Annotated in this window: 8 protein-coding genes, 1 tRNA gene and 1 pseudogene; 3 read left to right on the top strand and 7 right to left on the bottom strand. The window is 65.9% G+C overall.

The window, feature by feature from the left end:
* The 4 genes and pseudogenes from AX702_RS24115 to AX702_RS24100 form a co-directional block, all read right to left on the bottom strand.
* Positions 1 to 276 (bottom strand): annotated as a pseudogene (locus AX702_RS24115) (PD40 domain-containing protein); the annotation flags it as partial.
* A gap of 114 nt (positions 277 to 390) precedes the next feature.
* Positions 391 to 879: a DUF2497 domain-containing protein gene (locus AX702_RS24110; RefSeq protein ID WP_197420488.1), complete on the bottom strand. Its 489-nt coding sequence runs from the start codon at positions 877 to 879 to the stop codon at positions 391 to 393.
* 36 nt (positions 880 to 915) lie between these two features.
* A complete protein-coding gene (locus AX702_RS24105; RefSeq protein WP_066776466.1) occupies positions 916 to 2,424 on the bottom strand; it encodes a TolC family outer membrane protein in 1,509 nt (502 codons plus the stop codon).
* Between the two features lie 11 nt (positions 2,425 to 2,435).
* The gene (locus tag AX702_RS24100; RefSeq protein ID WP_066776464.1) at positions 2,436 to 3,104 is read right to left on the bottom strand and encodes a protein-L-isoaspartate O-methyltransferase family protein; all 669 of its coding nucleotides are present in this window, start codon (positions 3,102 to 3,104) and stop codon (positions 2,436 to 2,438) included.
* A 145-nt stretch (positions 3,105 to 3,249) separates the two neighbouring features.
* Between AX702_RS24100 and AX702_RS24095 the strand changes: the two genes are divergently transcribed.
* Positions 3,250 to 3,323: transfer RNA gene (locus AX702_RS24095), tRNA-Cys, on the top strand.
* Between the two features lie 501 nt (positions 3,324 to 3,824).
* On the opposite strand, the gene mqo is transcribed toward AX702_RS24095, so the two are convergent.
* The 3 genes from mqo to AX702_RS24080 are packed head-to-tail and all read right to left on the bottom strand — an operon-like array spanning position 3,825 to position 8,325.
* Positions 3,825 to 5,513: a malate dehydrogenase (quinone) gene (gene mqo, locus AX702_RS24090; RefSeq protein ID WP_066776471.1), complete on the bottom strand. Its 1,689-nt coding sequence runs from the start codon at positions 5,511 to 5,513 to the stop codon at positions 3,825 to 3,827.
* Between the two features lie 17 nt (positions 5,514 to 5,530).
* The gene (locus tag AX702_RS24085; RefSeq protein WP_066776461.1) at positions 5,531 to 6,979 is read right to left on the bottom strand and encodes an alginate export family protein; all 1,449 of its coding nucleotides are present in this window, start codon (positions 6,977 to 6,979) and stop codon (positions 5,531 to 5,533) included.
* Positions 6,980 to 6,990: 11 nt separating this feature from the next.
* Positions 6,991 to 8,325, bottom strand: coding sequence for a dicarboxylate/amino acid:cation symporter (locus AX702_RS24080; protein ID WP_066776458.1), 1,335 nt, complete (start codon positions 8,323 to 8,325; stop codon positions 6,991 to 6,993).
* Positions 8,326 to 8,577: 252 nt separating this feature from the next.
* On the opposite strand from AX702_RS24080, the gene AX702_RS24075 reads away from it, so the two are divergent.
* Both AX702_RS24075 and AX702_RS24070 read left to right on the top strand, forming a co-directional pair.
* Entirely contained in the window at positions 8,578 to 10,296 is a 1,719-nt protein-coding gene (locus AX702_RS24075; protein ID WP_066776468.1) for a sensor histidine kinase, read from the top strand.
* On the top strand, positions 10,293 to 11,579 hold the full coding sequence (locus tag AX702_RS24070) for a sigma-54-dependent transcriptional regulator (protein ID WP_066776455.1): 1,287 nt from the start codon (positions 10,293 to 10,295) through the stop codon (positions 11,577 to 11,579). The genes AX702_RS24075 and AX702_RS24070 overlap by 4 nt, the downstream gene beginning before the upstream one ends.
* Positions 11,580 to 11,653: the final 74 nt, after the last annotated feature.

Raw genomic sequence — 11,653 nt, 5'->3', positions numbered from 1 at the left:
CTGCGGATCGTTCTCGTCCACTGCGGGATCGGCCAGCAGGCGCTGCGGCACCGCCCCCTTGCGTGACAGATCAAGCCGCCAAAGATCGTAGCGGCCGCGATTGGCGTCCATGTCGGTCTCGCGCTGCGCCCAAACCATCCAGCGCCCATCCGCCGATACGGCAGGCGCGCCGACGCGGCTAAGCGTCGTAACATCCTCGATGGTCAGCGGGCGGGCGGCAGCCGGGGCCGAAACGACAGCGAGCGCGATCAGGCTCGCGGAAAAGGGCATCCTCATGGGAATGCGGTAAAGCAGATCGTTACTGATGCGACAATCGCCATGTCGGCGCCAGCTTGCGCTCGGAACGTCGGGTGCAACGCGGCAGTGCGCCGGCGAACGTCACCAATATCGTCAGGAAGCGCCGCGAGTCAGCTTCGCGATCTCGCGCGCGACGATCGTTTCCACCATGTTCGGCAGATTGGCGTCCAGCCACTCGCGCAGCATCGGTCGCAGCATCTCGCGGACCAATCCTTCCAGCGTTCCGTCGCTCTGCGGCTCCGGCTTTACCAGCAGTCGCGAAAGAGCATCGATGGCCCCACGGGTCGCCTGCGCGGTTCGATCCGACAGCAGGTTCGCGGCGGCATCCGCGTCCAGCTTTGCCGCCTCGGGTTCGGCAGGTGCTTCGGCCCGCGCCTGAACCGGTGGCATGGGATGGCTCAGTTCGAGCACTTCCTCGGGCGCCGTATCCTCATCCCGCTCTTCGGGTGCAGCGGGCAATGCAGGGCGGGCAGCGTTCGCGCGACGCTGTCGAATTGGCCGATCATCACCTTCCTCGGCGATGATGCGCTTGATGGAGGAGAGAATGTCCTCCATCGACGGCTCGGCGCTGACATCCCCCATGCGCGCAGTCCACCCCATCCAGAAAGCCGCCGACGATCAGCGGTTTGGTGTGTTTTCACCTGTGGTCAATGCCGGGCTCCTGTCAACCTTGCTGCTGTCGAGCGCAGGATCGAGCGGACGCGTAACTGTGGCATTCTGGGGCGCGACGCCGCTGGTGGACGACGAAATCGCGGTTGGCGTCTCGCCATCGCCGAAGTCGGAGAAGCGGTTGCGAACGGCGTTGTAGTTCTCCGCCGAGTTATACAGCGGCCCGCCCTCGAGCCCCAGGTCCTGCGCCTCGGCCTGCCCCATTGCGGCCAGCAACGCGAAGCCGGCGACATAAGCGTCGCGCCGCGCAGTCACGAGCGTCACCTGGCTGTTCAACAGTTCCTGCTCGGCGTTGAGGATATCAAGGATCGTGCGATTGCCGACGCTATTCTCCGCCCGAACGCCTTCCAGGCTGAGCCGGTTGGCGGCAACCGCCTGCTCCGACGAAGCGATCACCTCCAGCGAGGAGCGCCAGATAGCGAACGCAGACCGGGCCGAGGCGATCACCTGACGCTCCGCGGCGGTCGCGTTTTCGATCGCCTGCGCACGCGTCGCCTGTGCCTGACGCACCAGTGCCGCCGGACGCCCGCCCTGGAAAATCGGCAGGCTGACGTTCAGCCCGATGCCGGCCGAGGTGCCCGATTGCCCGACACCCAACCCGGTGCCGCTGCCGAGCGATCCCAGATAATTGACGTAATTTCCGGTCGCCCCGACCCCCAGGGTCGGCAGGCGGCTCGCACGCGCCACGCGCACGTCAAAGGCGGTCGCGTCCCGCTGCTTCAGCGCCGCGAGCAGGGTGGGATTGTCACGGATCGCCACATCGACGGCGCCATCTGCCGTCTGCGGCAAATTCGGGAGCGCCGGCGGCGGCGCGAGCGTGCCGGGCGCATCGCCGACCAGCCGGACGTAGTTCTCACGGCTGGCGATCAGCGTCGCTTGCACCCGCTGCAACTGCGCGCGAGCGAGGCTCAGCCGCGCTTCCGACTGGGCGACATCGGTGCGCGTCAGGTCACCCACCTGAAAGCGATCGCGGCTCGCCTGTAGATTGGTTTCCAGCACGCGGACGTTCTGCGCGTTCAGTCCGACGATGGCCTCGTCTCGGATCACGTCATTGTACGCTGCGACCACTTCGGAGAACAGCGACGCCTCCGTGCCCCGCAGCCCGAACTGGCCGGCTTCGACCCGCGTCTCTGCCGCGCGGACGGAGTTGCGAACGGCGCCGCCCGAATAGAAGGGCACATTTAGCGCAAGCTGCGCCTGCGCCGCGCGTGCCGGCGTGGTGAAGGAATTGCCGCTGCGCAGGTAGTTTTCGTTCAGCCCCGCGTTGGTGGACACGGTCGGTCGACCGGCCGCCCGCGCGATCGGTACATTCTCGTCCACTGCACGCTGCTGCGCCCGACTTGCCGTGATCGTCGGGTTTTCACGATAGGCGCGCGCCAGCGCCTCTCGCAGTGTGTCGGCGTGGGCTGGCGATGCACTCAGCGCAAGAATCAGGGCGGCAGAAGCGACACGGGTCATTGCGGCTCTTTTCAGAAGGTGAAGCGTGTCGGTTTGGCGAAGCCGGGCAACAGACAGCAATTGACATCGGCAAAGTCGATCATGGCAAAGCCGCCTTCGCTTCTCCGCCCGGTAGCCAGCCTGGTCACTCCATTGTCGTTGAGGCCACCAACGATCCGCCCGCCGGTCCGCACCTGCGCCACCAGTTGCTCGGGAAGCTGCTCCACGGCGCCATCGATGATCATCACGTCATAGGGGGCGCCTTCGGGGTGGCCGGCCTCCAGAGGGCCTTCGACAATCGCGATCCGATCGCTCGTGCCGAGCGCCGCGCGCGCCTGCGTGACGAGCGCCGGATCAACTTCCACCGCGACAACGGAGGCTACCAGCTCCGCCAGGACCGCAGCCGTATAGCCCGTGGCAGCACCGATCAGCAGGACGCGATCGCTCGGCAGCAAGCGCGCCTCGGTCAGCAGGCGACCGGTGGCGATCGGCAGGTTCAGCGATCGACCGCCGCCAAGTGCGACCAGATCGTCGCGATAGGCAAAAGGCGCCTTTTCCTCAGGCACGAACCGCTCACGCGGGACCACGGCCATTGCCGCCACGACACGCGCATCCGATACCGCATTGGTGCGAAGCTGGCTTGCCACCATCGCTGTGCGCATGGCGGCAAAATCCGGTTGGCGTTCCATCGTCATCGTCATCTTCTCACCTGTCGCACGACTGTTTTATTGTGGCAATACACTTGTCATCCAGAGTGGCGCTTTATCGCGCGCCGGCACGGCCGCCAACGTAGAAACTTGACACGCCCGCTCTGTCGCCGCATCTGCCCGCCCTCACTTCCATCGAGGCCCGATGGCGGAGTGGTGACGCAGAGGACTGCAAATCCTTGCACCCGGGTTCGATTCCCGGTCGGGCCTCCACCCCCTTGTCGCTTTTCGCGCCAGGCTGCTCAGTTTCGCAGAACGAGCAGGATGGGCAAATTAGCGCGCGGCGCGCTGTGGGAAAATCAGCGGTCGATGCCGTCGACCACCAGCAATGACTCGAAAACCGCGGAGCGTGTACCGCGAGCGAGGGCTTGTGCCTTGCGACGAAGCACATGGTGCAGCCTGCGACGACTCCGCCCGTCCGCGAAGTTTCGAAATGCGACGAGATGGCACAACCGGCCGCCCCCCAACGCACACTGTTAACTCAGAGCGCGCGTATGCGGCGACTCGCCATGTCGGTCGCCATCGTTCGCCGAGCATGAAAACGTCGGACGAACGCGCGCATAATCACTGGGGACGCTCGGGCGGCCTGGAGGTCCGCAGACGCCCTACTGCGATCCGAGTACGCACCGCACGAGCCGCGGACATGTGGGTCGATCGTATGTCCCGCAGGAATAGCTGCGAATTCCACGACGCATGGCCATCATGGAACAATCGTTACAACGCCAAATCTGCCTGTCGCTTGATCGGAGCCTCAGTGATGGAAGGCATCTTCGCGGTGGTGGTCACCGCCGGTGAAGCCATGGCGAGTTGCAGCGCATCGGCGGTAGCCGCCCAGGTTTGCGCCATAAGCGCCGGTTCGTCGTTCAGCTTGATGCCATAGCTCGGCACGATCGTGCGGATCTTCGCCTGCCACGCCGGGGTCGCGAGCTGCGAGCCGAACACGCGCTTCAGGAGATCGAGCATGATCGACGGCGCGGTCGAGGCGCCCGGCGATGCCCCCAGCAGCGCGGCGATGCTGCCGTCCTTCGACGCGACGATTTCAGTGCCCAGCTTCAGCACGCCGCCCTTCGCGGGATCGCGCTTGATGATCTGCACGCGCTGCCCCGCCTGCCACAGCCGCCAGTCGCCGTCTCTGGCGTTCGGCAGATACTCGCGCAGCGCGTCCATCCGGTCCTCCTGCGACATCATCAGCTGGCCGGCGAGATATTCGACGAGGTCGAAATCGTCCCAGCCCACCGCCACCATTGGCCGAAAATTGTCGAGCGTCACCGATTTGGGCAGGTCGAAATACGATCCTTCCTTCAGGAACTTGGTCGAGAAGGTCGCGAACGGCCCGAACAACAAGGTCTGCTTGCCGCCGAAGAAGCGCGTATCGAGATGCGGCACCGACATCGGGGGCGAGCCGACTGCGGCCTTGCCATAGACCTTGGCGTGGTGACGGTTCGCCAGCGCCGGGTTTTCGGTAACGAGGAACGAGCCGCCGACGGGGAAGCCGGCATAATCTTCGCCCTCCGGGATGCCAGACGCCTGCAGGATCGGCAGCGCCCCGCCGCCCGCCCCGGCGAAGACGAAGCGCGCGTTGATTACCTGATCCGTCCCAGCTTTGGCGTCATAGGCGACGACGCTCCAGCGCCCGTCCGACCGGCGTTTCAGCTCACGCACCTCATGACCGGTGGTGAGCCGAAAACCCGGGGCGCGGCCAAGTGCCGCGATATACTGCCGAGTCACCTCGCCCCAGTCGACATCGGTACCGAGCGGCGAGCGCGTCGCGGCGAAAGGCGTGGCGGGAGTTGCGGGGGCGCGGCCCTCCATCATCAGCGGCGCCCATTGCGCGATCGTCTCCGCGTCGGTGGTAAAGTCCATGCCCGAGAACAGCGGGCTCGCACCGAGCGCGGCGTGGCGCTTGCGCAAGAAGTCGACATTCTGCTCGCCCCAAACCAGATTCATATGCGGCGTCGAGTTGATGAAGGTCCGCGGCTTCGCAAGGACGCCGGCCTTCACCTGATGGCTGAGGAACTGGCGGGTGACCTGGAATTGCTCGTTGATATCGATTGCCTTGGCGATGCTCACCTGCCCCTTGTCGTCCATCGGGGTATAGTTGAGCTCGCACAGCGCCGAATGGCCGGTGCCGGCATTATTCCAGCCGTTCGAGCTTTCCGCCGCGACCTTGTCCAGCCGCTCGACCATCTCGATCGTCCAGCCCGGCTCCAGCTGGCGCAGCAGCACGCCAAGCGTGGCGCTCATGATCCCGCCGCCGATCAGCAACACGTCCACGTCGCGCGCCGGCCCTGCGCTCGTGGAGCAGCGCGGTAGCATCGCCGCGCCGCCCACCACGGCCGCCCCGCCGAGCAGGCCGCGGCGGGTGAAGCGGGGTAGACGGGACGCGCGCTTGGGGTCGGACATGAAGGAGGCCTTTCGGATCAGAAGCGGAAGCTCAGCCACCCGGCCAGGAAGTCGGAGCTGCGGTAGCCGGCGTTGGTCAAAGCGGGGCCGGCGGCGAGATGCTCGTAGCGGCCGGTAAAGGAGAGGCGCGGCGTGATCGGCCAGATGACTTGCAGTCGCGCGACATCGGCGGTCTTGCGATCGCGCACGTTCTGGGTACCGGCGAACGGCTGGCCGTTGGCGCGATAGATCGCGTCGCGCACATCGTCGCGCCAGGCGAGTTCATACTCGGCGGTGACGCGCACCTTGCCGACCGGCGTAAAGCTGACGTTCGGCGCGACGGCGATCAGGTTCGAGGGCGTCAGCGACAGCTGGTAACTGTAATAGATGTTGTTGCCGAACGGCGCGTAGGCGTTGCGTAGCTTGCCGTCGCCATAGCCCCCGCCCCCGCTGGCATAATCGACATGAACGCCGACGCGCGGCGCGGTGCTACCGTCGCCAATACGATACGTTTGCGCGATGAATGCCTGCCACGCATCGATCTGCTGGTCGCGATAATGGCCCCATTGATGGTTGACGGTCCAGTCGAGCGCGAGCGGCCCGACATCGCCCCACAGACGCGCGCCGCCGTAGAAGCGCGTCGCCGGCCCGATCCGCCCGCCCCAGGCGCCTACGTCATTGCGTCGTCGCCAGAAAAACGGGTCGAAATACAGCTTCGAACCACCGAACAGAGTGGACGGCAGCACCGCGCCCAGAGTCACGCCCGAAAAGCGCCGCGCGGGATCATTGACGTCGTCATCCACGCCGAGATCGCCATAGGCAGTCGGCTTCAAGTCGAACAGATCGACACGGAAATGACTGGTCCGCGCCCAGGCGCGCACACCGTTCAGCGTATAACGGATTGTATTGTTGTCGCGTTGCGACGTGAGCAGGTTCGATCCGTCGGTAAATTCCTGCCGCCCGTAGCGTGCACCGAGCGCGACGCCCGCCACATCGCCCTTCGCCTCGACGAAATATTGCTGGAACACCAGATCGTTGCGCAGCGATGTCGAGGGAGTGCCGAGGTTGCGCCCCGCGATCCCGCCATGTGCCACTTCTCCGTATAGGCGCAGATGCGGCCCGACGTGCAGGTCCGCCCCGCCCACCAGCCGCGTGATGTCCTGCCGCTGGTGCGAGGTTTCGCGCAGGTTCGGGTTGCTCGTCATGTTGACGCGAAGCCGCGCCTCTCCCGAGAGCGTCAGATAGACGTCGCCATCGTCATCGAGCGGCAGGAATTTCAGCCGGTCCAGCGGATCGTCGCGCTTGGCGGGATCCTGCATCACGCGCCAGTCCTCGGCCCAGCGCGACAGGTTGTAGCCGTTGGTGGTCGCCCCGTCGCCCGCCGCAGCGGCAGGATATTCGTTGGCAGCCGGTGAGGCCGCGGTCTGCGCCGTGGCGGCCGTCGCAAGCAGGAGGGGCGGCAGGAACGCGCCGAAACGATACATCATGGTACGAACTTTCACGCGGCCGGGACGGCATCGGCCGAGAGTTGATCGACGGGCGTTGCTTCCCCGGCGAGCGCGCGACGCAGTTGCTCGCTGTCGAGCCGCCCCTCCCAGCGCGCCACGACGATGGTCGCCACCGCATTGCCGATGAAGTTGGTGAGGCTGCGGCATTCCGACATGAAGCGGTCCACGCCCAGGATCAGCGCCATCCCCGCCACCGGTACGCTCGGCACAATCGACAGCGTCGCCGCGAGGGTGATGAATCCTGCGCCGGTCACCCCGGCCGCACCCTTGGACGAGAGCATCGCGACGCCGAGCAGCAGCAATTGCTGCCCCAGCGTGAGATCCACGTTGCACGCCTGCGCGATGAATAATGCCGCCAGCGTCATGTAGATGTTGGTGCCGTCGAGGTTGAATGAATAGCCGGTCGGCACGACGAGGCCGACGACCGATTTGGGGCAGCCTGCGCGTTCCATCTTCTCGATCAGGCTAGGCAGCGCGCTTTCCGAGCTGGAGGTGCCGAGCACCAGCAGCAGTTCAGCCTTCAAGTAAGCGATCAGGGAAAAGATCGAGAAGCCCGCCCAGCGTGCGACCAGCCCCAGCACCACGACCACGAACAGAATAGAGGTCAGATAAAAGGTGCCGACCAGCATCGCGAGATTGGCGAGCGTGCCGACGCCATATTTGCCGATCGTGAAGGCCATCGCGCCGAACGCACCAATCGGGGCTGCCTTCATTAGGATCGCGACGACCTTGAACACGACGAGCGACACCTGCTCCAGCGCCGTCGTAACGCGTTCCGCCCGCTCGCCGACGATCGCCAGGCCGATGCCGAACAGCACCGCGACGAACAGCGTCTGGAGGATGTTGCCTTCGGTCAGCGCCGAGAGGAACGTGTCCGGGATGATGCCGACCAGGAAGCCGGTCAGCGTCGTCTCATGTGCCTTGGCGGCAAAATCGGAGACCTTGCTGGTATCGAGCGAGGCCGGATCGATGTTCAGCCCCGCGCCCGGCTGCACGACATTGGCGACCACCAGCCCGACGATCAGCGCCAGCGTCGAGAAGAACAGGAAGTAGGCGAATGCCTTGCCCGCCACACGGCCGACCGCGGCGAGATCGCGCATCCCCGCGATACCGCTGACGATAGTGAGAAAGATCACCGGCGCGATGATCATCTTCACCAGCTTGATGAAGGCGTCGCCAAGCGGCTTCATCGCCTCGCCGGTGGCGGGCGCGAAATGGCCGAGCAGCACGCCCGCGACGATCGCCACCAGCACCTGCACATAGAGGTGCTGGTACCAGCCTTTCGCCGCGGGGGGTGTCGTCGAGAGTTCGGTCGTTGTGATCATGGGCTTTCAAATCCTCTCGCTGCGGGACGAATCCGTCCGGCCTCTTCACGGGCGGTTGGGATTCAAGAATTTTGCTCGCGGCCGACATGCGGGCGGGCACGATTTCGTACTTTCGCTTAAACCCTTGTAATGGCGGCTTTCTTGCTGCCTTAGCAAAGATCAGAGCGGACGCTTAGGGCAGATTTCGACACATGCCTGATCGGAAAAGTGCAAAAAGTTGCATATGAAACCTCAGCGGCTATGGGCGGGCGGATGAGCGTCAATTGGCGATCAAGTGGGCTGCGCTGGGCGATCGGCACGATCGTGCTGGTCGTCGCGCTGGCGCTGCTCGGTGGGCAGCTCGCCGAGCGTCGGACGCTTGCGGCATTGCGCGCCCAGGCGGCAATTGATGCGCGGCTGCGCGCGGTGCTGCTTGATAGCGAACTTGCCCGCTTTCGCTTGCTGCCGCTCGCGCTGGCCGATGATCGAGACGTCGTTGCCGCCATCGCTGGTGCGCCTGATGCGCGCACCGCGCTGAATCGCAAGCTGGAGGCGCTGGCTGGCGAAACCGGCGCGCCCGCTATCTATGTCGTCTCGCCCGAAGGAATAGCCATTGCGGCGAGCAACTGGCGCACGGCAAGCAGCTTCGTTGGCAACGACTATCGCTTCCGCCCCTATTTTCGCGAAGCGCAGGCGACTGGCGCGGGCAGCCAATATGCGATGGGCACGATCAGCCATCGCCCCGGCCTGTATCTCGCGCGCCGTACGGTCAGTCGCGGCGTGATCGTGGTGAAGCTGGAGTTCGACCGGATCGAGCGCGAATGGGCACGCGCCGGCGGCATTTCGATCGTCCGCAACCCGCTCGGAGTCGTCTTCGCGACCAGCCGCCCCGAATGGCGCTTCGCCGCCAGTGGCCCGCTTCGAACTGCCGACAAGGCTCGCATCCGCGCCGAAACGCGCGTCCCCGCCGCCGCACTCGCCCCGCTCCCGCTCCGCCCGATCGCCGATGGGCGGCTACGCGGGGCGGGCGCGACTTATGTGGCGCAGGATGTGCCCGTGGCGCAGCGCGGCTGGCGCCTGACTTTGCTCCACCCGGTTGATGCCGAGGTCGCAAGCGCCCGTCGTGCCACCGCGCTGATCGTCGCGATGGTGACGTTCGCACTCGCCGCCTTTGCCTTTGCCTTGCGCCAGCGCGCCACACTCGCCCGCCGCCGCACTGCCGAGCTGGAGGAGGCGGTCGCCGAGCGCACTGCCGCGCTACGCCGCGAAATGACCGAGCGCGCTGACAGCGAGGCGCGCGCCGCCGACCTGCGCGAGGCGCTGCGCCAGGCGAACCGTCTCGCCTCGCTCGGCCAGATCACCGCCAGCGTCGCGCATGAGACCGCACAGCCGGTCGCCGCGATCCGCACTTATGCGCAGAGCAGCGATATCCTGCTCGGCCGCGGCGCGATTGATGAGGTGCGCGGCAACCTTTCCGCGATCGCCCGCCTCGCGGACCGAATCGGTGCGGTGACGGCGCAGCTGCGCGGCTTCGCCCGACGGCGCAGCGACGAACTGCGCCCCGTCGCGATAGCGGAGGTGATCGACGGCGCAGTGTTAATCCTGAAGGACCAGCTGCGCGCCGCCACGCTCGACCGGCCAGATATCGATCCTGGCATGACGGTCATCGGCGGCAAGGTTCGCCTCGAACAGGTGCTGGTAATCCTGATGCAGAACGCGCTTGAAGCGATGGCCAATCAGGATGATCGCCGTATCACCCTGACGCTCGCCATGGATGAAGGGGCCATTCGGCTCATTGTTGCGGACAACGGCCCTGGCGTCGCGCCCGAGATCGCCGAACGCCTATTCACGCCATTCGTCACCAGCCGCCAGCAGGGCCTTGGCCTCGGTCTCGCGATTGCACAGGACATCATGGAGGAAATGAGCGGCGCACTACGCCTGATGCCGTCATTACGCGGTGCTTGCTTCGAGATTGCGATGCGTCGCGCATGACTGACACGCCGCCGCTCACGGTTGCGCTCGTCGACGATGACGACGACCTGCGCCACGCCACCACGCAATTGCTGACACTGCATGGTTTCGCCGTAACCGCCTATTCCGATGCAACAACCGCCCTTGCCGCGATCGGTGCGGACTTCGTGGGCGTGGTCGTCACCGATGTGCGCATGCCCGGCATGTCAGGCATCGAATTGTTTCGCACGCTCGCCGCGCGCGACGCCGAGCTGCCGGTCATACTGATCACCGGCCATGGCGACGTCACGATGGCGGTCGACGCGATCAAGGCTGGCGCGTGGGATTTCCTCACCAAGCCGTTCGACCCTGAGGCTCTGGTTGCGGCGGTCTCGCGCGCCGCCACGGCGCGTCGCCTCGCGCTGGAGAACCGCCGACTGCGCATCGCTGCCGAAACCCCCGGCGACGACGCGCTGATCGGCGACGCTCCCGCGATCCGCCGGTTGCGCGCCATGATCCCGATCCTCGCCGACGCCGCGCTTGATCTGGTGATCGAGGGGCAGGTCGGCACCGGGCGCGAGCATTTCGCGCGCCTCGTCCACCGCGCTGGCCGTCGAGCGCGCCACCGGTTCCTGAAGATCGATTGCGCGACAGTGGCGCCCGAACTGGTCGAGCGCGACCTGTTCGCGCGCAGCGGCGCGATCGCGCGCGCCGATCGTGGCACGCTCTTCCTCGACAATCTCGGCATGGCAAGCGCCGACCTCCAGCACCGCCTTGCCCGACTCGCCGAGACGCGCGCGGTGGCGCTTGACGCACGCGATCCCGATGCGGTCGACATCCGCATCATCGCCGCGATGGACGAGGGCGCGCGCGACACTGTCTCGCCGGCGCTGTTCCACCTGCTCGCAGGCGTGCCCGTTCGCATGCCGCCACTCGCTGAGCGCACCACCGACATCCCGCTGCTCTTCGCCCACTTCGCGGCAATCGCCGCGGCGCAGCATCGTGTTCCCCTGCCCCCGCTTGCCGACCATGCCCACCGCCTCGCCGCGCGTGACTGGCCGGGCAACGTGCTCGAATTGCAGAAGGCCGCAGAGCGCATCTGCCTCGGCCTCGAAGACGAGGTCGGGCAGGATGACATCGCCCCCATGGACCCGTTACCCGCCCGCCTCGACGCCTTCGAGCGCGCCGCGATCATTGATGCGGTAACGGCGGCAGACGGCGAGATCGCACTGGCGATCGAGCGTCTCGGGCTGCCGCGCAAGACGTTCTACTATCGCGTGAAACGCCTCGACATCGACTTGCGGGCACTGCGCGGCAAGCGTTGATCGGCCAAGCGAACACACACAGTGCTGAAGTCGTCCGAAATGTCTTCAGTCATCGGCCTCCGCAAAAGCCTCTT

The organism is Sphingomonas sp. CCH5-D11 (genome assembly GCF_001557395.1).
GTDB lineage: Bacteria > Pseudomonadota > Alphaproteobacteria > Sphingomonadales > Sphingomonadaceae > Sphingomonas.
This window is presented reverse-complemented; position numbering and strand designations above follow the sequence as displayed.

Coding starts and splice junctions, on each gene's coding strand:
- AX702_RS24105 (WP_066776466.1), bottom strand. CDS start 2,424: ATGACCCGTGTCGCTTCTGCCGCCCTGATTCTTGCGCTGAGTGCATCG.
- mqo (WP_066776471.1), bottom strand. CDS start 5,513: ATGTCCGACCCCAAGCGCGCGTCCCGTCTACCCCGCTTCACCCGCCGC.
- AX702_RS24085 (WP_066776461.1), bottom strand. CDS start 6,979: ATGATGTATCGTTTCGGCGCGTTCCTGCCGCCCCTCCTGCTTGCGACG.
- AX702_RS24070 (WP_066776455.1), top strand. CDS start 10,293: ATGACTGACACGCCGCCGCTCACGGTTGCGCTCGTCGACGATGACGAC.
- AX702_RS24075 (WP_066776468.1), top strand. CDS start 8,578: ATGAGCGTCAATTGGCGATCAAGTGGGCTGCGCTGGGCGATCGGCACG.
- AX702_RS24100 (WP_066776464.1), bottom strand. CDS start 3,104: ATGACGATGACGATGGAACGCCAACCGGATTTTGCCGCCATGCGCACA.
- AX702_RS24110 (WP_197420488.1), bottom strand. CDS start 879: ATGGGGGATGTCAGCGCCGAGCCGTCGATGGAGGACATTCTCTCCTCC.
- AX702_RS24080 (WP_066776458.1), bottom strand. CDS start 8,325: ATGATCACAACGACCGAACTCTCGACGACACCCCCCGCGGCGAAAGGC.